This is a genomic window from Cyanobium sp. Aljojuca 7A6 (assembly GCF_024346455.1).
Taxonomy (GTDB): domain Bacteria; phylum Cyanobacteriota; class Cyanobacteriia; order PCC-6307; family Cyanobiaceae; genus Cyanobium.
Map to the genome: position 1 here is coordinate 1 of NZ_JAGQCY010000002.1, position 23,109 is coordinate 23,109.

23 protein-coding genes and 1 pseudogene are annotated in these 23,109 nt (G+C 68.9%); 18 read left to right on the forward strand and 6 right to left on the reverse strand.

The genetic code is table 11. The features are described 5' to 3' along the window. The first annotated feature begins 193 nt into the window (after positions 1-193). From KBY95_RS01770 to fba, 10 genes are all read left to right on the forward strand, one after another. Positions 194-919, forward strand: coding sequence for a polysaccharide deacetylase family protein (locus tag KBY95_RS01770; RefSeq protein WP_254962972.1), 726 nt, complete (start codon positions 194-196; stop codon positions 917-919). Positions 920-976: 57 nt separating this feature from the next. After that, the gene (lpxD, locus tag KBY95_RS01775; RefSeq protein WP_254962973.1) at positions 977-2,005 is read left to right on the forward strand and encodes a UDP-3-O-(3-hydroxymyristoyl)glucosamine N-acyltransferase; all 1,029 of its coding nucleotides are present in this window, start codon (positions 977-979) and stop codon (positions 2,003-2,005) included. Between the two features lie 29 nt (positions 2,006-2,034). Further along, positions 2,035-3,117 (forward strand): 3-isopropylmalate dehydrogenase, encoded by a 1,083-nt coding sequence (gene leuB, locus KBY95_RS01780; protein ID WP_254962974.1) that lies wholly within the window; start codon positions 2,035-2,037, stop codon positions 3,115-3,117. An 80-nt stretch (positions 3,118-3,197) separates the two neighbouring features. Beyond that, positions 3,198-4,100: a phosphoribulokinase gene (locus tag KBY95_RS01785; RefSeq protein WP_254962975.1), complete on the forward strand. Its 903-nt coding sequence runs from the start codon at positions 3,198-3,200 to the stop codon at positions 4,098-4,100. Between the two features lie 52 nt (positions 4,101-4,152). Continuing rightward, the gene (locus KBY95_RS01790) at positions 4,153-4,515 is read left to right on the forward strand and encodes a hypothetical protein (RefSeq protein ID WP_254962976.1); all 363 of its coding nucleotides are present in this window, start codon (positions 4,153-4,155) and stop codon (positions 4,513-4,515) included. Further along, on the forward strand, positions 4,512-5,363 hold the full coding sequence (locus tag KBY95_RS01795; protein WP_254962977.1) for an A24 family peptidase: 852 nt from the start codon (positions 4,512-4,514) through the stop codon (positions 5,361-5,363). The genes KBY95_RS01790 and KBY95_RS01795 overlap by 4 nt, the downstream gene beginning before the upstream one ends. Positions 5,364-5,399: 36 nt before the next feature. After that, positions 5,400-6,290 (forward strand): acetyl-CoA carboxylase, carboxyltransferase subunit beta, encoded by an 891-nt coding sequence (gene accD / locus KBY95_RS01800; protein WP_254962978.1) that lies wholly within the window; start codon positions 5,400-5,402, stop codon positions 6,288-6,290. Continuing rightward, positions 6,287-6,733, forward strand: coding sequence for a hypothetical protein (locus tag KBY95_RS01805; RefSeq protein ID WP_254962979.1), 447 nt, complete (start codon positions 6,287-6,289; stop codon positions 6,731-6,733). The genes accD and KBY95_RS01805 overlap by 4 nt, the downstream gene beginning before the upstream one ends. Next, positions 6,720-7,802, forward strand: coding sequence for a Gfo/Idh/MocA family protein (locus KBY95_RS01810; RefSeq protein WP_254962980.1), 1,083 nt, complete (start codon positions 6,720-6,722; stop codon positions 7,800-7,802). The genes KBY95_RS01805 and KBY95_RS01810 overlap by 14 nt, the downstream gene beginning before the upstream one ends. Positions 7,803-7,907: 105 nt before the next feature. Continuing rightward, positions 7,908-8,981, forward strand: a complete 1,074-nt coding sequence (gene fba / locus KBY95_RS01815; protein WP_254962981.1) for a class II fructose-bisphosphate aldolase — start codon at positions 7,908-7,910, stop codon at positions 8,979-8,981. Positions 8,982-9,038: 57 nt separating this feature from the next. On the opposite strand, the gene KBY95_RS01820 is transcribed toward fba, so the two are convergent. Then, positions 9,039-11,933: a UPF0182 family protein gene (locus tag KBY95_RS01820; protein ID WP_254962982.1), complete on the reverse strand. Its 2,895-nt coding sequence runs from the start codon at positions 11,931-11,933 to the stop codon at positions 9,039-9,041. A gap of 148 nt (positions 11,934-12,081) precedes the next feature. Here KBY95_RS01820 and thrC point away from each other — a divergent pair, with 148 nt between their 5' ends. The 3 genes from thrC (at position 12,082) to KBY95_RS01835 (ending at position 14,771) form a co-directional block, all read left to right on the forward strand. Beyond that, positions 12,082-13,362 carry a threonine synthase gene (gene thrC, locus KBY95_RS01825; RefSeq protein WP_254962983.1) on the forward strand — a complete coding sequence of 427 codons (1,281 nt, stop codon included), beginning with the start codon at positions 12,082-12,084 and terminating at the stop codon, positions 13,360-13,362. Positions 13,363-13,404: 42 nt separating this feature from the next. Continuing rightward, positions 13,405-13,680 carry a MoaD/ThiS family protein gene (locus KBY95_RS01830; protein ID WP_254943450.1) on the forward strand — a complete coding sequence of 92 codons (276 nt, stop codon included), beginning with the start codon at positions 13,405-13,407 and terminating at the stop codon, positions 13,678-13,680. Between the two features lie 89 nt (positions 13,681-13,769). Next, positions 13,770-14,771, forward strand: coding sequence for a cupin (locus KBY95_RS01835; protein ID WP_254962984.1), 1,002 nt, complete (start codon positions 13,770-13,772; stop codon positions 14,769-14,771). On the opposite strand, the gene ftsH is transcribed toward KBY95_RS01835, so the two are convergent. After that, positions 14,706-16,580 (reverse strand): ATP-dependent zinc metalloprotease FtsH, encoded by a 1,875-nt coding sequence (gene ftsH, locus KBY95_RS01840; protein WP_396094867.1) that lies wholly within the window; start codon positions 16,578-16,580, stop codon positions 14,706-14,708. The genes KBY95_RS01835 and ftsH overlap by 66 nt on opposite strands. Before the next feature lie 92 nt (positions 16,581-16,672). Here ftsH and rpmF point away from each other — a divergent pair, with 92 nt between their 5' ends. Continuing rightward, positions 16,673-16,855, forward strand: a complete 183-nt coding sequence (gene rpmF, locus KBY95_RS01845) for a 50S ribosomal protein L32 (RefSeq protein ID WP_254962985.1) — start codon at positions 16,673-16,675, stop codon at positions 16,853-16,855. On the opposite strand, the gene KBY95_RS01850 is transcribed toward rpmF, so the two are convergent. Genes KBY95_RS01850 through KBY95_RS01860 form a run of 3 tightly spaced genes read right to left on the reverse strand, consistent with a single transcriptional unit; the run spans position 16,813 to position 18,849 of the window. Further along, positions 16,813-17,751 (reverse strand): hypothetical protein, encoded by a 939-nt coding sequence (locus tag KBY95_RS01850; RefSeq protein WP_254962986.1) that lies wholly within the window; start codon positions 17,749-17,751, stop codon positions 16,813-16,815. The genes rpmF and KBY95_RS01850 overlap by 43 nt on opposite strands. Continuing rightward, the gene (locus KBY95_RS01855; RefSeq protein WP_254962987.1) at positions 17,741-18,088 is read right to left on the reverse strand and encodes a DUF565 domain-containing protein; all 348 of its coding nucleotides are present in this window, start codon (positions 18,086-18,088) and stop codon (positions 17,741-17,743) included. The genes KBY95_RS01850 and KBY95_RS01855 overlap by 11 nt, the downstream gene beginning before the upstream one ends. After that, a complete protein-coding gene (locus KBY95_RS01860) occupies positions 18,085-18,849 on the reverse strand; it encodes an HAD-IA family hydrolase (protein WP_254962988.1) in 765 nt (254 codons plus the stop codon). The genes KBY95_RS01855 and KBY95_RS01860 overlap by 4 nt, the downstream gene beginning before the upstream one ends. Positions 18,850-18,937: 88 nt before the next feature. On the opposite strand from KBY95_RS01860, the gene recJ reads away from it, so the two are divergent. Continuing rightward, a complete protein-coding gene (recJ, locus tag KBY95_RS01865; protein ID WP_254962989.1) occupies positions 18,938-20,854 on the forward strand; it encodes a single-stranded-DNA-specific exonuclease RecJ in 1,917 nt (638 codons plus the stop codon). After that, positions 20,851-22,296: a chloride channel protein gene (locus KBY95_RS01870; protein WP_254962990.1), complete on the forward strand. Its 1,446-nt coding sequence runs from the start codon at positions 20,851-20,853 to the stop codon at positions 22,294-22,296. The genes recJ and KBY95_RS01870 overlap by 4 nt, the downstream gene beginning before the upstream one ends. Here KBY95_RS01870 and KBY95_RS16465 read toward each other — a convergent pair. Beyond that, a pseudogene (locus KBY95_RS16465) lies at positions 22,195-22,431 on the reverse strand (hypothetical protein); the annotation flags it as partial. The gene KBY95_RS01870 and the pseudogene KBY95_RS16465 overlap by 102 nt on opposite strands. Between KBY95_RS16465 and KBY95_RS01875 the strand changes: the two are divergent. Further along, on the forward strand, positions 22,403-22,762 hold the full coding sequence (locus KBY95_RS01875) for a YkgJ family cysteine cluster protein (protein WP_254962991.1): 360 nt from the start codon (positions 22,403-22,405) through the stop codon (positions 22,760-22,762). The pseudogene KBY95_RS16465 and the gene KBY95_RS01875 sit on opposite strands and share 29 nt — an antisense overlap. Beyond that, positions 22,759-23,097: a TMEM165/GDT1 family protein gene (locus tag KBY95_RS01880; RefSeq protein ID WP_254962992.1), complete on the forward strand. Its 339-nt coding sequence runs from the start codon at positions 22,759-22,761 to the stop codon at positions 23,095-23,097. Before KBY95_RS01875 ends, KBY95_RS01880 begins: the two co-directional genes overlap by 4 nt. Positions 23,098-23,109: the final 12 nt, after the last annotated feature.

Here is a 23,109-nt window from a genome sequence, read left to right on the forward strand (position 1 = left end):
GGCACAAGGGCCAAGAAAATCCACCCGAAGAGTTGAACCCCACTGCCGATCAGGGCTGTCCATGGCCGTCACAGACAAAAACGTTGTGGCTGGAGTCGGATTGGCGGCTATTTCAGCAGGCTCCTAGCCAGCCCAGCCGCCGCTGGCCCATGGCGCGCCACCGGTGTCATCGTTCTTCAGCTAGGCCCCGCCCATGACCCTGTTGCTCGCCGTCCTGGCCCTGATCCTGTTGCTGGATCTGGTGGTGGTCGTGGTGCTGCTGCCTTCTCTGCTGATTCGCGGCCTGCTGGCGCCCTTGTTTCCCGGTGTGGTCTTCTGCGGCCGGGGGGGGCAGAAGCGGCTCGCTCTCACCATCGACGACGGCCCCAGCGGCCCAGGATCGCAGGCCCTGTTGGCCTTGCTGCGGGAACTGGAGGTGCCGGCCACCTTCTTTCTGATTGGTTCCCACCTGCAGCGCGATCACCGCTTCCCGCGCCGGGCCCTGCAGCAGGGCCACGACCTCGGCAACCATCTCTGGTGCGACGAACGCTCCGCCTCCCTGCCGCCGTCCGCCTTCCAGCAGCAGCTCAGCGACACCGAACGGGCGATCGCCAGGGCCGCCGCCCCAGCCCAACTTCAATGGCGCTGGTTCCGCCCCGGTGGCGGCTGGTTCCACCGGGCCATGCTGGGCTGGCTGTCGGACCGTTCCTATCGCCTGGTGCTGGGCTCGATCTTTCCCTGGGACACCCTGCGGCCGCCCCTCTGGTTCGTGCGCCTGTTTGTGCGCCTCAATGCCCATCCCGGCGGCATCCTGGTGCTGCACGACACCCCGGCCTTCAGCGGCCGCACCCTGGAATCCCTGCGCCACATCGTTCCTGCGTTGCGTCGGCGCGGTTACAGCTTCGTGCCCCTGCAGGAGCTGCTTGATCCGGCCCCCTGATCCCGCCTCCAAGGGTGGGCGTGGGGCCTACGATCCGGGCCGTCCGCCCCCTGGGGAATGCGCTTCAGCAGCCTGCTCACCCGGATCGGCGCCGTGCAGGACGGCAGCCCGCGGAACCTGGCGGGGGATCCGGAGATCACGGGTGCCGAAGCGCTGGATCGCGCCGGCCCCGGCCAGCTGGCCTTCCTTGAACCCGGCAACGCCCTGGCAGCCGCTCTCTCCGCCAGCCGTGCCGCCGCCCTGCTGCTGCCCCTCGACGAAGAGATCCAGCAGCTGGCCAGCGACCGCGGCCTGGCCTGGGTGGCCCTCGCCAACCCCCGGCTCGGCTTCGCCGAAGCCCTCGCCGCCCTGCATCCGCCCACCCCGAAGCCCCCGGGGATCCACACCAGTGCCGTGGTCGACCCCAGCGCGGCTGTGGCCGCCGCGGTGCATGTGGGGGCCCACGCGGTGATCGGCGCCGACTGCGTTGTGGCCGGCGGCTGCGTGCTCCATCCCGGGGTCGTCCTTTATGAGAATGTGCAGCTCGGCGAAGGCTGCGAAATCCATGCTCAGGCGGTGCTCCACCCCGGCAGCCGCCTCGGGGCGGGGTGCGTGGTGCAGTCGCAGGCAGTGATCGGCGCCGAGGGCTTCGGTTTCGTGCCCACCGCCACCGGTTGGGTGAAGATGCCCCAGACCGGCCAGGTGGTGCTCGAGGACGGCGTCGAGGTGGGCTGCGGTTCCACCATCGATCGTCCCGCCGTCGGTGAGACCCGCATCGGTGCCGGCACCAAGATCGACAACCTCGTCCACGTCGGCCATGGCGTGGTGACGGGCAAGGGCTGTGCCCTGGCCGCCCAGGTGGGCATCGCCGGCGGCGCCGTGCTCGGCAACGGTGTGATCCTGGCCGGCCAGGTGGGGGTGGCCAACCGGGCCGTGATCGGTGATCGGGCCATCGCCTCCTCCAAGTCCGGCATCCATGGCGAGATTGCCGCCGGAGAGGTGGTCAGCGGGTACCCCGCCATTCCCAACCGACTCTGGCTGCGCTGCTCCGCCGTCTTCAACAAGCTGCCTGAGATGGCCCGCACCCTGCGCCAGCTGCAGAAGTAGCCTCGCCTGCTGAGCGGCCCCCCTTCGCGATGACCAGCTACAGGATCACCCTGCTCGCGGGGGACGGCATTGGCCCGGAGATCACCGCAGTGGCCCGTACGCTGCTGGAGGTGGTGAGCGGCCGCCACGGCTTCAGCCTTTCCTTCGATCCCCAGCCCGTCGGCGGCGCCGCCATTGACGTCACCGGCGAGCCCCTGCCGGCGAGCACTCTGGCCGCCTGCCGGGCCGCCGATGCGGTGCTGCTGGCCGCCATCGGTGCCCCCCGCTTCGACGCCCTGCCCCGGGAGCAGCGTCCCGAGAGCGGCCTGCTGGCCCTGCGCTCCGGCCTGGGGCTGTTCGCCAACCTGCGGCCCGTCAAGATCATCCCGGCCCTGGCCGGTGCCAGCAGCCTGCGGCCCGAAGTGATTGAGGGGGTGGATCTGCTGGTGGTGCGCGAACTCATCGGCGGCATCTACTTCGGCACCCCCAAGGGGCGCATCGCGGTGGATGGCGGCGTTCGGGCCTTCAACACCATGGTGTATGCCGATCATGAGGTCGACCGCATCGCCCGGGTGGGCTTCCGTCTGGCGGCGGCCCGCCGCGGCCGGCTCTGCTCGGTCGACAAGGCCAACGTGCTCGATGTCAGCCAGCTGTGGCGCGACCGGGTGGAGGCGATCCACGCCGAGTTCCCCGCCGTCGAGCTCAGTCACATGTACGTCGACAACGCCGCCATGCAGCTGGTCCGCGACCCCCGTCAGTTCGACGTGCTGCTCACCGGCAACCTCTTCGGTGACATCCTTTCCGACGAGGCCGCCATGCTCACTGGCTCGATCGGCATGCTCCCTTCGGCCTCCCTCGGCTCAGGCGGTCCGGGCCTGTTCGAGCCCGTGCACGGCTCGGCCCCCGACATCGCCGGCCAGGACCTGGCCAACCCGATCGCCATGGTGCTGTCGGCCGCCATGCTGCTACGGGTGGGCCTGCAGCAGGAGGCGGCCGCCGCCGACCTCGAGACCGCCGTCGACCGGGTGCTGGCCGCCGGCTACCGCACCGGCGACCTGCTGATGGGCGAAGGCTGCACCCGGGTGGGCTGCCAGGCCATGGGCGCACAGCTGCTGGCGGCCCTGCCCGCCTGAACGCCCCCGTCAGGTAACGCCCGTTGGGGGTGCGGACCGGCGACCTGCCAAACTCACACCCTCTGAACCCCCCTGCGTCGATGTCGAAGCGTCACCCGGTCGTGGCAGTCACCGGTTCCTCGGGAGCGGGAACCAGCACCGTCAAACGGGCCTTCGAGCACATCTTTTCCCGCGAGGGCATCATCCCGGCGGTGGTGGAAGGCGACAGCTTCCACCGCTTCGAGCGCGGCCCGATGAAGCAGGCGATGGCCGAAGCCCAGTCCCGCGGGGAGAACTTCTCCCACTTCGGCCCCGAGGCCAACATCTTCGACAAGCTCGAAGAGCTGTTCCGCACCTACAGCGAGACCGGCAGCGGCGACCGCCGTTACTACCTCCACTCGGTGGAGGAGGCGGCCGAGCACAACGCTCGTCTGGGAACCAGCCTGGAGCCCGGCCAATTCACTCCCTGGGAATCCATCCCCTCCGACACCCATCTTCTTTTCTATGAAGGCCTCCACGGCGGCGTGGTGGGCGACGGTTACGACGTGGCCTCGATGGTGGATCTGCTCATCGGTGTGGTGCCGATCGCCAACCTGGAGTGGATCCAGAAGATCTCCCGCGACAACGCCGAGCGCGGCTACTCGGCCGAAGCGATCGTCGACACGATCCTGCGTCGCATGCCGGACTACATCAACCACATCTGCCCCCAGTTCAGCCTCACCGACATCAACTTCCAGCGGGTGCCCACGGTGGACACCTCCAACCCGTTCATCTGCCGCAACATCCCCACCCCTGACGAGAGCTTCGTCATCATTCACTTCCGCAAGGGTGCCCGGGAGAAGTGGGGCATCGACTTCTCCTACCTGCTGCGCATGATCAACGGCTCCTTCATGTCGAGCCCCACCAGCATCGTGGTAAACGGCGGCAAGATGGGCTTCGCGATGGAGATCATCCTCACTCCGATCATCCACAAGATGATCGAGGAGCAGAAGAAACTCAGCTGAAGATCAGCCTCTTGATCTTCCTTTCGGCCCTAAGATCCCCCGAAAGGAACCGGTGAATCCCATCACCGCCCAGCCCCCCACCATCAAACCTTCCGGATCCGGCAGTCCGTCCTTCCAGATCCGTGGCGTGGAGTCTTCGACGTCCTCGTCCCAGGGCTTCCTCCGCCTCGATCGCATCAACAGCGGCGAGTTGCTGTGTCACGCGCGCCGCGTCTATTTCCGTTTCCTGGAGTCCTGCCCCACCGCGCCAGAGCCGCTGGGGGTCGTCCTTCTCGGCTCCGGCCCCCAGGGACGGGTGGTGTTTGAGCTCCCGATCCTCCTGCCGGATGAGCAGTACGTGTCGATGGACCTGCTGCGTCCCCGCGCGGCCCGGGGCCGCAGCGCCCGGGGGGGGACCAGCCGCCTGCTCCCATGACCCCAGCCCCTCTCCTGTCGACGGTCCTTCCCCTGTCCCTGCTGGCCCCCTTCGTGGCCCTGGCGGGCGCCTGCATCGGCAGTTTCCTGAACGTGGTGGTTTGGCGGCTTCCGCGGCAGGAGTCGCTGGTGTTCCCCGGCAGCCATTGCCCCCGTTGCGGCGCCTCCCTGGCCTGGTTCGAGAACCTGCCGCTGCTCAGCTGGCTGCTGCTGCGCGGCCGCTGCCGCCACTGCCAGGCGCCCATCGCCGTTCGCTACCCCTTAGTGGAGCTGCTCACCGCCGGCCTCTGGGTGGCGATGCTCTTCGCCCGCCCCGCCGCCATGGGCCCCGATCCCAGCCCCTGGCTGCTGCTGGCGGCCGGATGGTTGCTGGCCAGCTGGCTGCTCCCCCTGGCCCTGATCGACCTCGACAGCCTCTGGCTGCCGGAACCCCTTTGCCGCTGGGGGGTGTGGCTGGGCCTGGCGCTCACGGCCGCCGTCGGCTTTCAGCAGGGGGCCGTGGTCGGACGCAGCCTGCTGTTCTCCCATCTGCTGGCCGTGGCCGCCGGCCTGCTGGGCTTCGAGGCCCTCAGCGCCCTGGCTGAGAAGGCGATGGGCCGGCCGGCCCTGGGGCTCGGGGACGCCAAGCTTGCGGCCCTGATGGGGGCCTGGCTCGGACCTCTGGGTCTCGGCCTGGCCGTCAGCCTGTCCGTTCTCGGTGGCGCCCTGATCGGCGGGCTGGCCCGCCTCACCGGCCGGCTCGGCCCCCAACAACCCTTCCCCTTCGGGCCCTTTCTCGCCGCCGGTGCCCTGGCCGTCTGGATCGGTGGCCATGCCCCCTGGCTGCATCTGTGGGGCCTGGGTCTTTAATGACTGGTCAGCCGTCACCCTTGCTTCCGTCGCCCCATGTCCCTGTTCGACTGGTTCGCCGATCGCCGCAAGAACGCCCCGGCCGTGCGGGCCAGCAAGGGGCCTGAAGCCGACGAGGGCGATGGCCTCTGGAGCAAGTGCGCCGAATGTGGCCTGGTGGTGTACCGCAAGGACCTGATCGCCAACGCCAGCGTCTGCAAGGGCTGCGGCCACCATCACCGCATCGACAGCAGCGAGCGCATCCGCCTGATCGCCGATGAGGGCAGCTTCGAGCCGATCGATGCCGATCTGGCCCCCACCGATCCCCTCGCCTTCAAGGACCGGCGCAGCTATGCCGACCGGCTGCGGGACACCCAGCGGGCCACGGGCCTGCGCGATGCGGTGGTCACCGGCCTCTGTCGCCTGGAGGGCATGCCCCTGGCCCTGGGGGTGATGGATTTCCGTTTCATGGGCGGTTCGATGGGCTCGGTGGTGGGCGAGAAGCTCACCCGGCTGGTGGAACTGGCCACCGCCCGCCGCTACCCGTTGCTGATCGTCTGCGCCTCCGGCGGTGCCCGCATGCAGGAGGGGATGCTCAGCCTGATGCAGATGGCCAAGGTGTCCGGCGCCTTGCAGCGCCACCGCAGCGCCGAACTGCTCTACCTGCCGCTGCTCACCCATCCCACCACCGGTGGGGTCACCGCCAGCTTCGCCATGCTGGGCGATCTGATCCTGGCCGAGCCCAAGGCGATGATCGCCTTCGCCGGCAGGCGCGTCATCGAGCAGACCCTGGGCGAAAAGCTGCCCGAGGGTTTCCAGACCGCCGAGTATCTGCAGGACCACGGCTTCGTGGACACGATTGTGCCCCGGCCCGAGCTGCGCGGCACCCTGGCCACCCTGCTGCGGCTGCACGGCAGCCTGCGGCCGGCCGTGTCCGTGGTGCCATGAGCGGTGTCATGAGCGGTGGCCGCGCCCCATTCGCCGCCGGTCTGCTGGCGGTGCTGCTGCTGCTGGGGTGCTGGCTGATGTCTCCCGCCGCCGCCATGGCCGGTCCGGTCGACTGGCAGGAGGTGGAAGCCAGCCCAGAGGGCCGCCAGTGGTGGGACTCCGGCAGCCTGCGCTTCGACCCTGAGGGTCGCCTCTCGGTGCTCAGCCGCTTCCAGCCCGCCGCCGCCCCCGATGCCGCCGAGGACGATCGCCCCCCCGTCGGGCAGTTGTATGTGATGCAGCTCGATTGCGACGAGGAGCTCTACCGCGACACGTCGGTCAACGGCCTGCCCCGCTGGGGCGCCACCTGGGAAGCCGCCGCCGGCGACAACCTCACAATCCGGGTCTTGCACGCCGCCTGCGCGGCTGCCCGCCTGTCCCAGGAAAGCGATGCGACGGCCTGACGCTCCCCTGCGGGTTGCCATCGCCGGCCTTGGCTTCGGCGAGAAAGTGATCCTGCCGGCCCTGCGCGATTGCCCGGGCACCGACCCGGTGGCCCTCTGGCATCCCCGCAAGGAGCGGGCCGCCGCCGCGGGCCAGGCGGCGGAGCTGCCCGCCTTCGACGACTTCGCCGCCCTGCTGGCCGATCCCGCCGTGGAGGCGGTGGTGATCGCCACCCCCCCCGAACCCCGCTTCGCCCTGGCCAGGGCGGCCCTGGAGGCCGGCAAGCACCTGCTGCTGGAGAAGCCGGTGGCGCTGAACGCCGAGCAGGTGGAGGCGCTGCAGCGCCTCGCCATCGAACGGGGCCTGGGGGTGGCGGTGGACTTTGAGTACCGGGCCGTGCCCCATGTCCAGCAGCTGGCCGCCCTGGTCGCCCAGGGGGTGCTGGGGGATCCCTGGCTGGTGAAGTTCGACTGGCTGATGAGCAGCCGCGCCGATCCCCGCCGGCCCCACACCTGGTACTCCCAGGCGGTGGCCGGCGGCGGCGTGCTCGGGGCCCTCGGCACCCACGCCTTCGACACCCTCCACTGGCTGATCGGCCCCAGCCGGGGCCTCACCGCCCGGCTCAGCACCGCCATCGCCGAGCGCCCCATCCCCGGCACCACCGCCATGGGCGTGGTGGATGCGGAGGACAGCGCCCTGATCCAGCTCGACCTCGAAGACCGCCGGGGCCGGGCCGTTCCCGCCCAGCTCAGCCTCTCCTCGGTGGCCCGGGCGGGGCGGGGTTACTGGATCGAGCTGTACGGCAGCGAGGCCACGCTGGTGCTGGGCTCCAGCAACCAGGCCGACTACGTGCATGGCATGCAGCTGTGGATGGCCCGGCCGGGGGAGGCCCTGCGGCCCATCCCGGCCGATCCGACCCTGGCCTATGGCCGCACCTGGGAGGACGGGCGCATCGCCCCGGTGCGACGGTTGCTGGGCTGGTGGGCACAGGCGGTAAGGGAGCGCCGGCCGATGGTGCCGGGGCTTGCCGAGGCCGTGACCAGCCAGCGTTGCTGCGACTGGGCCCGCCTGGGCACAGGAAGCCCGTAGGGCATCCCTTAGACTCCCCGTCAGACCCGGCGGGAGGATCCCGCCAGCCGTCCTTCGACCACGGTTCTCCCCAACCGTACCCACCCAAAAACCGCGAGATTTCCCATGGCGCTCGTACCGCTTCGTCTGCTGCTCGATCACGCCGCAGAAAACGGCTACGGCATTCCTGCCTTCAACGTCAACAACCTGGAGCAGGTGCAGTCGATCATGGAGGCTGCCTATGAAACCGACAGCCCGGTGATCCTGCAGGCCTCCCGCGGCGCCCGTCAGTACGCCGGCGAAAGCTTCCTGCGCCACCTGATCCTGGCCGCGGTGGAAACCTATCCCGACATCCCGGTGGTGATGCACCAGGACCACGGCAACAGCCCCGCCACCTGCTACGGCGCCGCCGCCAACGGCTTCACCTCGGTGATGATGGACGGCTCCCTCGAGGCCGACGCCAAGACCCCCGCCAGCTACGACTACAACGTGGCCGTCACCAAGGAAGTGGTGGATGTGGCCCACGCCATCGGCGTGAGTGTGGAAGGCGAACTGGGTTGCCTGGGTTCTTTGGAAACCGGCAAGGGTGAAGCCGAGGACGGCCATGGTTTCGAGGGCTCCCTCGACCATTCCCAGCTCCTCACCGACCCCGCCGAGGCGGCCGACTTCGTCGCCAAGACCAAGGTGGATGCCCTGGCCATCGCCATCGGCACCAGCCACGGCGCCTACAAGTTCACCCGCAAGCCCACCGGCGAAGTGCTGGCCATCTCCCGGATCGCCGAGATCCACAAGGCCATCCCCAACACCCACCTGGTGATGCACGGCTCCAGCTCCGTTCCCCAGGAATGGCTGGACATGATCAACAAGTACGGCGGCGCCATCCCCGAGACCTACGGCGTTCCCGTTGAGGAGATCCAGGAAGGCATCCGCAACGGCGTGCGCAAGGTGAACATCGACACCGACAACCGCCTCGCCTTCACCGCCGCCGTGCGTGAAGCCGCCGCCAAGGATCCTGCCAACTTCGACCCCCGCCACTTCAACAAGCCCGCCCGGGCCTACATGAAGAAGGTCTGCCTCGACCGTTACCAGCAGTTCTGGTGTGCCGGCAACGCCAGCAAGATCAAGCAGCGCGACATCAACTACTACGCCGCCCTCTACGCCAAGGGCGCCCTCGATCCCAAGACCGCCGTGGCCGTCTGAAAGGCGTCCTGTCAGCGATCCTTCGGGGGCCCAGGGGCCCCCTTTTTCATGGCGCTCTCATGGCAGTGGCAGGGGGAGGGGCAACGGCGTCCCTGCCGGAAGGGGCAGGGGAGGTCTGGGGCTGCCCGCCTCCTTGCCGCCTGGCTCCTCTTCCACCAGCCTCTCGAGGGCTCGGCGCAGGCTGCGTTCCATCACGAAACGACGTCCGTCGGTCACGACCACCCGCACCAGGGTGGGCAGGTCGTTGCTTTTTGATTGCAGGTAGATCGGCTCCACGTAGAGCAGGCCCTCGCCCACCGGCAACACCAGCAAATTTCCGCGGAACAGCCGCGAGCCGAGCCGGTTCCAGAGGCCGAACTGGAAGCTGATCGTTGGGTCTTGATCGATCAGGGCGGTGATCTGCTGGGGGCCGAGCAGCAGCCGCTGCTGGGGGAAGCGCACCAGCAGCAGCTCCCCGTAATGGGGTGGATCGTTACGGGCCGCCAGCCAGCCCACCAGGTTGGAGCGTTTCAGCGGGGTGAAGGGCAGCAGCAGCACGAACTCGGAGCGGTCCTCGCCGGGAAGCTGCAGGGTGAGGTGGTAGGGAGACACCGGTACGTTGTTTTCGCCGTAGATCTCGCTGGGCACCGACCAGACGTCGTCACCGTTGTAGAAGGTGCGGACATCGGTGACGTGGTAGCGCAGCAGCCGTTCTGACTGGATGTCGAACTGGCTCTTCGGCACCCGGATGTGGGCCAGCAGGGCTGGCGGCATGGCCGAAAGCGGCCGGAACAGTTCGGGGAAGGCACGGATCCAGGTGCGCAGCACCGGGTCTCTGGCGTCGTTGACATAGAACCAGAGTCGGCCGTCGTGGGCATCCACCACCGCCTTCACCGGGTTGCGGAAGTAGCGCAGGCCCTGGGGATTGGGATCGCTGTAGGGATAGGAGCGGCTGGTGGTGAAGCCGTCCAGAAGCCAGTATTGGTATTGCTCCGGCCGGTATCCCTTGCTGCCGGCTACCCGGGCGGTGACCAGGTAGGGCTGGCTTTCGAAGCGCAGGAACGGCGCCAGGGCGGTCAGCCGCTGGTTCACCTGGCGCCGCAGCAGCAGCAGTGATCGCTCGGTGAAGGAACCAGTGAACAGCAGCCGCGGCTCCCGCAGATACACCGCAGCGGCCAGCCGCTGCAGGGGATGGGCGAGGGAGATGCCAATCGTGCCGTTGTAATGGGTGTAGACATTGAGTTCTCCTTCCGGATAGGAGAACTCCTTCACCTTGGTGGGGGCGATCGCGTAGGGGGAGGGGCCTGAGGCGAAGTAGAGGCTCGGGCTGCCCACCGGCAGGGCCGCCTGGGCTTCCTGGTCGGTGACGCCCAGTTCGGGAAGGCCCTGCACCCGGCCGCTGCTGCCCAGGTCCTTGACGAAAAACAGGGGCAGGCCGTCGGCGCCGAAGGCGTTCACCGGCGAGACGGTGAAGCCGTGGCCGTTGGTGAACACCAGATGGCGGTTCAACCAGGTGCGCGAGCCGGGGGGCAGGGCGCTGCTGTCGAGTTCCCGGGCTGAGATCAGCACCTGCTGGGAGCCGTCGCGGGCGGATTTGCCCTGGAGCGGATAACGATCGACATCCGCCGAAGGAAAGGTGTAGTAGAGCCGCAGCTGCTGCAGTTGGCGGTTGGCGGCCAGCAGGGGCTGGCTGTCCCAGAGGCGGATGTTGTCGAGGGTGCCGGGGGCGCTGGCCAGATCCGCCTTCGTCAGGCCCTGGCGGGGTTCCAGCCGGATGGTGCGCACATGCTCCAGGCCGAAGGCACGGCGGGTGGCCTGGATGCTGCGTTCCAGGTAGGGGGCTTCCACCGCCAGCTCCCGCGGCTGCACCCACAAGCGCTGGGCTAAAGGAGCGAGGACCCACTCGCTGATGGGCACCAGCAGGGCGGTGCCGGCCAGGGGCAGCAGGGCTCCGCGCCGGAACCAGCCCCTGGGCAGCGGCACCAGCAGGGCGAAGGCCGTGAGCAGGAGCAGCACGGCGAACAGCAGCCGCAGCGGCAGGCGCACGTGCAGATCCACGTAGCCCGCCCCCGAGGCCACGCCGCTGCCCTGCACCATCAGATCAAAGGGTGCCAGGGCATTGCTGAGGGCCATCACAACGGCCAGGGCCGCCACCTGGGGCTGCAGCACCCGCTGCTGGGCCTTACTGAGGCCATCAAAGTGCAGATCCGTCAGGCTGCGGCCCTTGCCGATGGTGAGCAGCAGGCAGGCCGCCAGCCCCACCAGCCCCTGGGCAAGGATCACGCTGAGCACCAGCCGCAGGGCCGGCAGCCGCAGGACGGTGAAAGACAGATCGAAACCGGTGAGAGGATCGCCTTCGCCGAAGGGTGTCGCCAGCAGGGCCGGCAGCCAAAGGCTCCAGCCCCGCGCCACCGCCGTGGCCGAGCCCGCCAGGGAGGCCGCCAGGGTGATCCGCAAGGTGGTGTGGGGCCAGAGCAGCAACGGCAGCAGCAGGCCCCCCGCCAGGCCCGCCACCAGCAGGGGCGGCAGATCCCTGAGCACGGAGAAGCCGGTGATCACATCGCCGTTGAAGGGGTTCTCGATCAGCCCCCTGGCTTGCACCATCAGGTAGCTGAGGCCACCAGCCAGCAGCAGCACCAGGCCGATCAGCACCACCACCAGGGCGCCGTTCCCCAGCCGCAGCAGGGGTTCGCTGGGCCGAGGAGCCTCGGCGCCCTGCTCCCGCAGACGCCAGCAGCGCTGCAGCTGGGCCAGCTGCAAGACCAGGCCGAGCCCGAAGACCAAGATGAAGGCCGAAATCTGCAGCATCCAGCGCCGCACCAGGATTCCCTGGAAGTCGAACTGGGCAAACCAGAGCCATTCGATCGACAGCCGGGCCGCCGCCCACAGGGCGACCAGCAGCCCGAAGGCGATGGCAAGGCCGACGGCGAGACGTGGCCTCAGGCGGGCTGGCAGAAAGGAGGGATCGGGCACAAGCCGAGCGTAGGCAGAACCCTGCTGGCGACAAGGTGCCACGATCGCTGGATCACGGCGGAGGACTGATTACCCGATGCCGGAGATCGGCTTTAAACACAGGCGCCGGCCACCGCTGTTAGCTTTTTGAAAAGTGTCCGGGACCGCTTTGACCGCCACCCTTTCCCGTTCCACCTTCACGGGCCTGCGCTGCAAGGAATGCGGTCATCCCTACGAGGCCGGAGCTCGCCACGTCTGTGAAGACGTCTGCTTCGGCCCCCTTGAGGTGGTCTACGACTACGACGCCATCCGCAGTCGGGTCAGCCGCGCCACGATTGAGGCCGGCCCCACCTCCATCTGGCGCTACCGGGAATTCCTGCCCGTCGAAGGCGACCCCATCGACGTGGGCACCGGTTTCACCCCCCTGCTCAAGGCTGATCGCCTGGCCAGGCGCCTCGGCCTCTCCTCGCTCTACATCAAGAACGACGGCGTCAACATGCCGACGCTGTCCTTCAAGGACCGCGTCGTCTCGGTGGCCCTCACCCGGGCCCGGGAGCTGGGCTTCACCACCGTCAGCTGTGCCTCCACCGGCAATCTGGCCAACTCCACCGCCGCCATCGCCGCCCACGCCGGCCTCGAGTGCTGTGTCTTCATCCCCAGTGATCTCGAACTGGGCAAAGTGCTGGGCACCCTCGTCTACAACCCCACCCTGATGGCGGTGAAGGGCAACTACGACCAGGTCAACCGGCTCTGTTCCGAGGTGGCCAACACCTACGGGTGGGGCTTCGTGAACATCAACCTGCGCCCCTACTACTCCGAAGGCTCCAAGACCCTTGGCTACGAGGTGATTGAGCAACTCGGCTGGCGGCTTCCCGACCACATCGTCGCTCCGCTGGCCTCCGGTTCCCTGTTCACCAAGATCCGCAAGGGCTTCGACGAGTTCATCAAGGTGGGCCTCGTCGAGGAGAAGCCCGTGCGCTTCAGTGGCGCCCAGGCCGAAGGTTGCTCCCCGATCGCCCAGGCGTTCGCCGCTGGACGCGATTTCATCACGCCGGTGAAGCCGAACACCATCGCCAAGTCGATCGCCATCGGCAATCCCGCCGACGGCCCCTATGCCATCGACATCGCCAACCGCACCGGCGGCACGATCGCGGCGGTCAGCGATGAGGAGATCATCGACGGCATCAAGCTGCTGGCCGAAATGGAGGGGGTGTTCACCGAAACCGCCGGTGGCACCACCATCGCGGTGCTCAAGAAGCTCGTGGAACAGGGCAAGATCGACCCCTCGGAAACCACCGTCGCCTACATCACCGGCAACGGCCTCAAGACCACCGAAGCGATCGCTTCCTGCATCGGCGCTCCGTACACCATCGAGCCCCAGCTCGCCAGTTTCAATGCCGCCTGGGCGCAATCCCAGGCCTCCCATGGGAGCAAGGCCACGCCGGCCTGAGTCGCCCCCTTTCCATCGTTTCCAGTCCCACCGACGTTCTCCATGGCCATCCAGGTTCTGATCCCCACCCCACTGCAGAAATTCACCAACGACGAGGCCAGCGTCAGCCTCGAGGCCGCCAGCATCGACGGTCTTCTGCAGGCCCTTGAAGGTCGCTACCCCGGCATCCAGGCCCGCCTTTGTGACGAGAACGGCAAGCTGCGCCGCTTCCTCAACCTCTACGTGAACAGCGAGGACATCCGCTTCCTGGACAACCAGGCCACGGTGCTCAGCGATGGCGATGAGGTGAGCATCGTGCCGGCCGTCGCTGGTGGCTGATCTCGGATCGGAGATTCGGGCTCGCCGGTAGGCGGTCGCCGCTGGCGCCGCGAATTCCATAGGCTTTTGTGCTCATCCGCCCCTTTCCCATGGAACCGATCCAGGCCCCCAGCCCCACGGTTCTTGTCGAAAGCACCGGCGCTGCCCACGACTGGCTGTCTGCAGGCCTCTATTTCGACTACCGCCAGGCCGCCAATCCGGTGCGGCCGGGGCTGACCGAGCCGATTCGCTACCACCAGTGGGGCGCTGAGCTGCATGGCCAGGGACCCACGGCGGTGTTGCCCCTTGATCTCAGCGAAGCCCTGGGTTGCGAGGGCCCCGCCACCAGTCCTGGCCTGGCAGCCCACTTCCTGCGCCTGCTGCCCGGCGAGGGCCTCAAGGCGGCCGCCGCCGCCACCAGCTCCCTGTTTTATGTGTTGCGCGGCGCCGGCCGGCTGGAGCGCACGGGTGACGCCATCGGCGCACCGCTCAGCCTCAGCTGGGGCCGGGGTGATCTGTTTGTGCTGCCCGCCGGTGCTGATCCCCTCCTTCACGCCACCGAGGAGAGCGTTCTGTACTGGGTTCACGACGCCCCCCTGCTGCGCTACCTGGGTGTGCGGCCCGCCAGCCCCCGCTTCAGTGCCATCCATTACCCGGCCGCCCGCCAGGAGGAGGCCCTGCAGCAGCTGCTGGCGGACCCCAGCGCCGCTCGCTCGAACCGGCTGAGCATCCTGCTGGCCCATGCCGATCTACCCGCCACCCGCACCGTGAGCCACACCCTCTGGGCGATGCTTGGGGTGGTACCCGATGGCGCCATTCAGCCGCCGCACCGGCATCAGTCGGTGGCCCTCGACCTGATCATCGACTGCGACCCTGGTTGCTACAGCCTGGTGGGCACCGAGCTTGGCGCCGATGGCGCCATCCTCAACCCCACCCGTATCGATTGGGAGCCGGGGGGAGCTTTCATCACCCCTCCAGGCCACTGGCATGCCCACGGCAACGAAAGCGGCCGGATGGCACGGCTGCTGCCGATTCAGGACGCCGGCCTACACACCCACCTGCGCAGCCTGGACATCCGCTTTGCCTCCGGACTGGGCGGCGGCGAGGGCTGAGCCGCCAGAGGCCTCGTGGGCGTCCACCAAGGCGCGGAAGCTGTCGCCGTCGATGGTTTCCATCTCGATCAGCCGGTTGACCAGCTCATCGAGAAGCTCGCGGCGGGGGGTCAGCACCGCCACAGCCCTCTCCAGGGCCTCGTTGGCCAGCTGGCGCACCTGCTCGTCGATGCGATTGCCGGTGCGTACGGAAGTGTGGGGACTGGAGCGGATCCAGTCGCGGCCTAAAAACACCTCCTCCCCCTCTTCTTCGAGGGCGAAGTGGCCAAGGCTGGAGAACCCGTAGCGCATCACCATGTCACGGCAGATGCGCCGCACCAGTTGCAGGTCGCTGCTGGCCCCCTGGGTCACCTCGCTGGGGCCGAACACCACCAGCTCGGCGGCACGGCCGCCGAGGGCCACCACCAGCCGGGCCCGCAGGTAGGCCTTGCTGATCAGGCCGGAATCGAGAATGTCTTCATCCGGCATGGTGCGGGCGAAACCGCCCACGCCACCGGCCCGAGGCAACAGCGTCACCTTGTCGAGCTTGTCGGCAGGGGGGACCAGCGTGGTCAGCAGGGCGTGGCCGATCTCGTGATAGGCGATCAGCCGCTTCTTGGCACTGTCTTGCAGCGGTGCGGCGGCCAGGCCCATGGTGATGCGCTCGAGGGCATCGCCGATCGCCTGGTCATCGACCTGGCTCTTCTGGCGTCTCGCCGTGAGAATGGCCGCTTCGTTGAGCAGGTTGGCCAGGTCGGCGCCGGAGAAGCCGGGGGTGCGGCGGGCCCAGTCGGCCAGGGACACCTCTTCTGCCAAGGGCCTGGTGCGGGCGTGAACCGAGAGGATCTCTTCGCGACCCGAGCGATCCGGCAGATCGACACTGATGCGGCGATCGAAACGGCCGGGACGCAGCAGGGCCGTGTCCAGCACGTCGAGGCGGTTGGTGGCGGCCAGCAGGATCACCCCCGAGTTGTCCTCGAAGCCGTCCATTTCCGTCAGCAGCTGGTTGAGCGTCTGCTCCCGTTCGTCGTTCCCTCCGCCGATCCCAGCCCCCCGTTGGCGTCCTACCGCATCGATCTCGTCGATGAAAATGATGCAGGGAGCTTTGGCCTTCGCCTGGCGGAACAGATCCCGGACCCGGCTGGCGCCCACTCCCACGAACATCTCGACGAACTCGGTGGCGGCCATCGAGAAAAAGGGCACGCCCGCTTCGCCTGCGATGGCGCGGGCCAGCAACGTCTTGCCGGTGCCGGGGGGACCGACCAGCAGCACGCCCTTGGGGATCCGGGCGCCAATGGAGGTGAACCTCTCGGGGGTCTTGAGGAAGGTCACCACCTCCTGCAGCTCCTCCTTGGCCTCGGCGATGCCGGCGACGTCCTCAAAGCGCGTCGTGATCGCGCCTTCCTCCTGCAGACGGGGCTGGCTGCGGCCGAATCCCATCGCCTTGTTGGCCACCTGGGCGGAACGTCGCACCAACAGAACCAACCCTGCGATCAGCAGAGCCACAAGCAGGCCGTTGGTCACCAGCCCCGCCATGGCGTCATCACGCCGTTCATCCCGGACCGACAGGGGCACCCTGGCCTGTTCAGCGGTGCGCAGCAGCTGTTGGTTGTCGCTGAACACCGCCACCTGGCGGCTGCGGCCGTCCTGGAAGGTGGCGGTCACCACCCGCTGGGCGGGCGACAGCTCCAGGCTCTTGACCTTGCCGGCTTCAATGTCCCGCAACAGCTGGCTATGGGAGGGTGCCGCTGATGACTGGCCCCCCAGGCTGAAACCCGGTTGGACCGGCGGCGCTGGTTTGGCCGGCTCCGGAGGAGAACTGCTGCTCACAGGCCTGGCGTCCTTATCAGGAATGGACTGTAGCGATTTGACGAAAGGCGAGTCGGCGACGCAGGATCATCGTTTGGCAACGAGATAGCAGGATGGCTGTACCCAAGAAGAAAACCTCCAAGGGCAAGCGCAATCAACGCCATGCCCATTGGAAGGCCAAAGCCGGTGTAGCGGCCCAGAAGGCCATGTCGCTGGGCAAAGCCGTTCTGAGCGGTCGCGCCCAGGGCTTCGTCTACCCGATCGCTGAAGAAGCCGAAGCCAGCGAAGAGAGCTGAGCCCGCAGGGGGCGGCAACGCCTTCTGCGATCAAGGAACACGCCGCCCTTCAGCGCCAGACATGGGTCCTGCTTGAGCAGGGGGTCCTGATAGAGGGCGGGGGGCAGCGAATGGAGTGTGGCTCGTACCAGACCATCGAGTTGGTCAGCCCTGAGCCAGCCCCCACCCGAGCGCCGCTGTCGAGCCTCCGCCTGGAAGCGCCAGCGTCGGGGCAGGCTCCACTGTTCGGGACGCAGCAGCCAGAGGCCGTCACAGGCGTCCCAGAGTTCCCCATAGGCCGCCAGATGGTGGTCCCAGAGGGGCAACCAGTCGCGCTCCTCGGTCGTCAGGGCTTCAAGTCCGGCACCGTTCTTCAGGCCCGTGCCCAACACGAGCGGCCCCAGGGAACGGCAGCCCATCAGCCAGCCTTCGATCACCAGGGCGTCCGCGGGCTGCTCCCGCCAGCCGGCCCGCTCCCCTTCGCCGCCGGCCTGGGTCTTGTCGAAGCGGGGCAGCCGCAGCGGGTCCCCAGCCCGCCAGGCCTTCAGCGCCCTCAGCAGCAGCGGCAGGTCGTGGCTTCCGGGCGGTACACGGTTGACACCGAAGGGATTGCCCGCCAGCACCTGGCGCCGTTGCTCGGCGGGCAGGTAAACGTCGTCGATCGAAGCCACCACGACCCGCAGGCCGCCCAGGGCGGCCAGGCGTTCCAGGACGCGGCCGAGGCTGGTCTTGCCGGCACCCACCGGCCCATTCAGAGCCAGGACCGGTCGCCGCTGGGTGGTTCCGCAGCCCAGACTGTCCTCGAGCTGCCGCAGCAGCGGCAAAGCCAGGTGTCGCAGCAGGGTTGGATGCACCGGGCCGAGGTCGCCGACCTGCTCCAGCCGCCGCTCCCAGGCGTCCGCTGGCTCAGGTTCCAAGCTTGAAGGCCTCCAGCACGATCGCGTAGGTGGCGCCGATGCGCAGGTTGTCGACGATCACCCAGCCCAGGCTGGCCTCGGCGCCCACCAGGCGGGTACGCAATCGCACCGCCGTTTCCAGCACCAGCAGCAGGCCGAACACCACGACCGGCCGCCCCCCTGGAGCGGTGAGCAGCAGGAAGCTGGTGAGGTTCTGACCGGAGAAGAATCCCAGCAGCAGGGCCAAAGCGGACAAGCTGCCGGTCCGCCAGCTGCGTCGCACCAGCCCGGCCGCCCGTCCCCCCAGTCGGCTGATCAGTCCCTGAAAGCGGGTGCGCTGCATGGGCAGGCGGGTCATGGTGGATCGATCAGGCGCTGCAGCCACGACAGCGTCACCTGGGGGCCGGGGCAAGCCGGTCCCTTGTGGACCACAATCCCGCCCCCGGCTTCCTCCTCCAGGTTCTCGACCACGGCCAGGGCGGCGCTGAAGGCGCTGGCCGGTTGCTCCCGGGTGGCCACACTCAGGCAGACCAGACAGGGCAGGCCTGCGCCAGTGGCGGCCGCCAGGCCGGCCGGAGAGTCCTCCAGCACCAAAACGCCCTGATCACCCGCCTCCAGGCGTTGCAGGGCCAGCCGGTAGGCCTCCGGATCGGGCTTTTTGGCTGCCACGTCCTCGCCGCAGATCCAGAAGTCGAAGGCCCCGGCCACCCCGGGCGGAGCGCCTTCGAGCAGGGAGGTCACGGCGCTGCGGCCGCTGGTGGTGACGATGGCCTGCCTCAGGCCCGCGGCGGCGGCGGCCTGCACCAGCCGGCCCACCCCCGGCCGGAGGGCCAGCCCGCCCTGGCTCACCAGATCGGTGTAGAGGGACTGCTTATGGCGTTGCAGGTTCTCCACCCGCTCCGGCTCGGGGCTGCGGCCTTCCGCCTGCTCCAGAAAACGGGTGATCCGTTCGTGGCCGCCACTCACTTCCAGCAGCCGGGCGTAGGTGGGGCGGTCCCATCGCCAAGGCAGACCGGCGGCCGCGAAGCTGCGGTTGAACGCCACCCTGTGGCCCTCGAACTCCGTTTCGGCCAGGGTGCCATCCACGTCCCAGAGCAGGGCCGTCAGGGCCGGAGCCATCCGATGCCACACGTGTTGCCATCAAAAGGCTAAGGGGTGCATGGCGAAGCCCCGCCTTCCACAATGCGGAGGCCCCGCCCTCCCATCGTTGCTCCCTGCCGTCGACGAGCGACGTTGGCTGCTGCCCACTCCCCTGGGCAGCCATGACCCGGCGTCGGCCAACCGGGAGGCCACCGGCGCGTTGCCCGAGGAACTGCTGGCGATCCTGCGGCGTCGCGGGCTGCTGACGGAGGCGGCGGTGCGTGAGCTGCTCGAACCCGAGGCCGCCCCTGATCCCGACGCCCATTTCCCCAGCCTGGAGCTGGCGGTCGAGCGTCTGGTGCGCTGCTGCCAAGCGGGCGAGGCGGTGGCCATCTGCGGCGACTACGACGCCGACGGCATGACCAGCACCGCCCTGCTGGTGGGGGTGTTGCAACGCCTCGGCGCCCGGCCCCGGGCCGCCATCCCGAGCCGCATGGCGGACGGCTACGGCCTCAACGCCGCCATGGTGGAGCGGCTGGCGGCCGAGGGGGTGCGGCTGCTGATCACCGTGGATAACGGGGTGGCCGCCATCGAGGCCCTGGAGCGCGCCGCAGCGCTGGAGGTGGAGGTGATCCTCACCGATCACCACACCCTGCCGCCCCGGTTGCCTCCGCACCTGGCCCTGCTGCATCCGGCCGTCACCCCCGAGGGCTCCCCCTACCGGGGCCTGGCGGGCGTGGGGCTGGCCCATGTGCTGGCCACCGCCCTCTGCCGGCGGCTGAACAACCGCCAGGGGCTGGAGATCGCCCTCAACCTGTTCTGCATCGGCACCATCGCCGACATGGCGCCGCTGCAGGGGGTGAACCGCCGCTGGTTGCTTGATGGTCTGCCCTTGCTGGGATGCAGCCCTCTGCCGGGCCTGCAGGCCCTGCGGCAACTGGCGGGCCTGGAGAAGCACCGGGTCGATGCGGAGGCGGTGGGCTTCCAGCTGGCCCCCCGCATCAATGCCGTGGGCCGGCTGGGGGATCCCCAGCTGGTGGTCGACCTGCTCACCACGGAGGATCCGGAGCGGGCCCTGGAGCTGGCCCGCTCCTGTGAAGCCCTCAACCGCCAGCGGCGGGAACTCTGCGGTGCGATCGAGGCGGAGGCCCTGGCCCTGCTGGAGGCCGACGGACCCCAGCGCCCCGCCTTCCTGCTGCTCGCCCAGGGCCACTGGCACCACGGCGTCATCGGCATCGTCGCCTCCCGGCTGGTGGAGCGCTTCGGCCGTCCGGTGGCCCTGCTGGCGGCGGAGGGGGGCGGTCGGCTGCGGGCTTCGGTGCGGGCTCCGAAGGGCTTCGCCGTGGATGCGGCCCTGACGGCCTGCGCCGAGCTGCTGGAGCGCCACGGCGGCCATCCCGCCGCCGGTGGCTTCACGGTGCGGGCCGAGAAAGTGACCGCCCTCCAGGAACGGCTCGATGCCCTGGCCGGCACCTGGCTGGAGGCGGTGGGGGATGGTCGCACCGTGGAACCCGAGGCCCTGTTGCGGTTGGAGCGCATCGACCGGGAGTTCTGGCATCACCTGCAACGGCTGGCCCCCTTTGGCATCGGCCATTCCACACCCCTGTTCTGGACCAGCCGCTGCCAGGTTGTGGAGCAGAAAATGCTGCGCGGTGGCCATCTGCAGCTGCAGCTGGCCCAGGGGGAGGCGCGGCTGCGGGCGATCGCCTGGCGCTGGCAGGGAGCCAGCCAGTGGGCCGGTCCGGTGGATGTGGCCTTTCGGCTGCGCCGCGATGACTGGCAGGGGGTGGAACGCTTCCAGCTGGAGCTGGAGGCGATCCGCTGCAGCGGCGACGATGGGGTGGTCCTGCAGCGGCGGGATCGCACCTACTGGTGCCGGCGCCAGGGGGACAGCCTGGTGATTCGTAACGCCGCGGGTGAGGAGCTGCGCTCGCCCATCCAGCCGGACTCCGGCGCCCCCGTCGCTTCGGGGGATCCCCTCCACCCCTACGTGCAGGGCCTGTTGCGGGAGGCGGCCATGGCCCTGGGGATGGCGGAAGGATGAGCCGTCACCACAGCCGCCACAGCTTCCGCCTGATGCGCTCCCTGGCCCAGCTGGCTCTGCTGGGAGGCCTGGTGGGACTGGCCTGCTGGCCCCTCAATCGCATCGACGTGCTGCAGGACCGGCTGCTCTTCGCCCTGCCGGCGTTCAGTGGTGGCACCTGGACCACCGCCGGGTGGCTGCTGGCCCTGGCGCCGATCCCTTTGGTGCCGCTGTTGCTCTGGTTTCAGCAGGGCCCCTGGCGCCGCGGTGCCGGCTCGGGCATCCCCCAGGTGATGCTTTGTCTGGAAGATCCGCACCGGGGCGCCCAGCTGCTCAGCGCCGCCCCCACGGGGGAACGGCTCGGGCTCTGGACCGTGGCCAGCCTGGCCCTGCTGCCCCTGGGCCGGGAGGGCCCCGTGGTGGAGGTGGGCGCTTCGCTGGGCCAGGCCCTGCTGCGGCGTTGGCCGGGGCTGCTGCACCGGGCCAGTCGGGGCCATCTGCTGGCGGGTGCGGCCGGTGCCGGCCTGGCCGGCGGCTTCAACACGCCGCTGATGGGGGTGATCTTCGTGGTTGAGGAACTCACCGGCAGCTTCCAGCAGCGGCTGGTGTGGCCGGCGCTGGTGCTGGCCAGCGCGGCGGCGCTGGTGAGCAACCTGGGCGGTCAGCCGATGTACGCCCTTGGCATTAACGCCAGCCCGGTATCGGAGCTTGACCAGCTGCTGTGGGCGATCCCGATCGGCCTCGGCGGCGGCCTGCTCGGTGGCGGCTTCGCCTGGTTGCTGGTGCGGGCCACGGCCCTGATCACCCCGATCGCCCGCCTGCGGCCCCTGCGTCTCGGCCTGGCCGTTGGACTGGCGCTGAGCCTGCTGGCCCTGCTGACCGGCGGCGCCAGTGGCGGAGACGGGGAAGCCTTGATGCGCCTGGTCCTTGACCAGGACGCCGACACGACGCTCGACTGGCCTTGGGTGGCCCTGCTGGCCGCACGGCTGCTCGGACCCGTTCTGGCGCTTTCAACAGGGATTCCTGGAGGCCTGATCGACCCGGCCTTTGCCCTGGGGGGGGTGTTCGGAGCCGGGGTCGTGCGGGCTCTGGCCGGCGACCCGCACCTGGGCCTGGCCCTGGGCATGGCGGCTGGGCTGGCGGGTGCCACCCAGCTGCCTGTGATGACGATCGCCTTCGCCATCCGCCTGGCGGGCGATCAGCAACTGATGCCAGGGCTGGTGGCGGCCGCTGCGATAGCGGCCTACACCGGCCATGTCATCCAAGGCAGGCCGGTTTATCACGCCTTGGCCGATTTGCTGATGCCGGAGGGCTCAGAGGGCGCCGCGGCGGTAGTAGAGGATGAAGATCACGGCCGGACCGGCCAGGGTGATCAGGGCCAGAGCACCGAAGTTGGAGATGAGATGAAAGTCGATACCCATGGGGCGATAGCTGGCGAAGGGGACGATCGCCAAGGAGTGTAGGTCGCCTGCTGGCGTCTTCAGAGCCTGCTGCCGGCTGCCGTGATCGGTTGTGATGGCTGGCGCCGTGCCTGGTGTGTGAGTGAATGGAAGTCCCCGTACCGCTCCATTGCCCCGATCCGAGCACTGGCAATGCATCAGTGGCTGTGGCTCCTGCTGCCGTCTCGACCCGGCCCTCAGGGGCGACGCGATCGAGGCTCTCAAGCCCGAGCAGCAACAGCTTTACCTTTCGATGGTGGGTGAGGACGGCTGGTGCCGCCACTTCGACACCGGCTCCCGCCGTTGCCGTATCTACGCGGAGCGACCCGACTTCTGCCGGGTGGATCAGTTGGTTGCCCTGTTCGGCCAGCCCGGTGATGATCCGGAGGCTCTGGCCATCGCCTCCTGCAAGCAGCAGATCCGCGCCGAGCTGGGGGGTCGTCACACCGTGATGCACCGTTTCCTTCGGACCATCGCTCAGCCGTCATGAGCAACAATCCCGACGTCCCGGCGGCCTCCACCTGGATCAGCGTGTTCCTGAGCACCGCCACCACCGTGTTCCTGGCGGAACTGGGCGACAAGACGCAGTTGGCCGCCTTGCTGCTGTCGGCCGAGTCCGGCCGCCCGTTCACGGTGTTTGTGGGAGCCTCGCTGGCCCTGATCTGCTCCAGCCTGGTGGGGGTGCTGCTGGGTCGCTGGCTCTCCACCGTCATGCCCGCCCACCAGCTCGAGCAGGCGGCGGGGGTGCTGATGGTGGCCCTGGGCCTTTGGCTCGGCCGCCAGGCGGTGCTGCACCTGGCGCCCTTGCACCTGCTCAGCTCCTGAGATCGTCACCCC

Bases quoted from the DNA above. Each gene is read 5' to 3' on its own strand.
- KBY95_RS01835 (WP_254962984.1), top strand. From the start codon at position 13,770: ATGGAACCGATCCAGGCCCCCAGCCCCACGGTTCTTGTCGAAAGCACC.
- KBY95_RS01785 (WP_254962975.1), top strand. From the start codon at position 3,198: ATGTCGAAGCGTCACCCGGTCGTGGCAGTCACCGGTTCCTCGGGAGCG.
- KBY95_RS01805 (WP_254962979.1), top strand. From the start codon at position 6,287: ATGAGCGGTGTCATGAGCGGTGGCCGCGCCCCATTCGCCGCCGGTCTG.
- rpmF (WP_254962985.1), top strand. From the start codon at position 16,673: ATGGCTGTACCCAAGAAGAAAACCTCCAAGGGCAAGCGCAATCAACGC.
- KBY95_RS01795 (WP_254962977.1), top strand. From the start codon at position 4,512: ATGACCCCAGCCCCTCTCCTGTCGACGGTCCTTCCCCTGTCCCTGCTG.
- KBY95_RS01770 (WP_254962972.1), top strand. From the start codon at position 194: ATGACCCTGTTGCTCGCCGTCCTGGCCCTGATCCTGTTGCTGGATCTG.
- KBY95_RS01870 (WP_254962990.1), top strand. From the start codon at position 20,851: ATGAGCCGTCACCACAGCCGCCACAGCTTCCGCCTGATGCGCTCCCTG.
- lpxD (WP_254962973.1), top strand. From the start codon at position 977: ATGCGCTTCAGCAGCCTGCTCACCCGGATCGGCGCCGTGCAGGACGGC.
- KBY95_RS01810 (WP_254962980.1), top strand. From the start codon at position 6,720: ATGCGACGGCCTGACGCTCCCCTGCGGGTTGCCATCGCCGGCCTTGGC.
- leuB (WP_254962974.1), top strand. From the start codon at position 2,035: ATGACCAGCTACAGGATCACCCTGCTCGCGGGGGACGGCATTGGCCCG.
- KBY95_RS01880 (WP_254962992.1), top strand. From the start codon at position 22,759: ATGAGCAACAATCCCGACGTCCCGGCGGCCTCCACCTGGATCAGCGTG.
- KBY95_RS01860 (WP_254962988.1), bottom strand. From the start codon at position 18,849: ATGGCTCCGGCCCTGACGGCCCTGCTCTGGGACGTGGATGGCACCCTG.
- KBY95_RS01855 (WP_254962987.1), bottom strand. From the start codon at position 18,088: ATGACCCGCCTGCCCATGCAGCGCACCCGCTTTCAGGGACTGATCAGC.
- KBY95_RS01830 (WP_254943450.1), top strand. From the start codon at position 13,405: ATGGCCATCCAGGTTCTGATCCCCACCCCACTGCAGAAATTCACCAAC.
- fba (WP_254962981.1), top strand. From the start codon at position 7,908: ATGGCGCTCGTACCGCTTCGTCTGCTGCTCGATCACGCCGCAGAAAAC.
- accD (WP_254962978.1), top strand. From the start codon at position 5,400: ATGTCCCTGTTCGACTGGTTCGCCGATCGCCGCAAGAACGCCCCGGCC.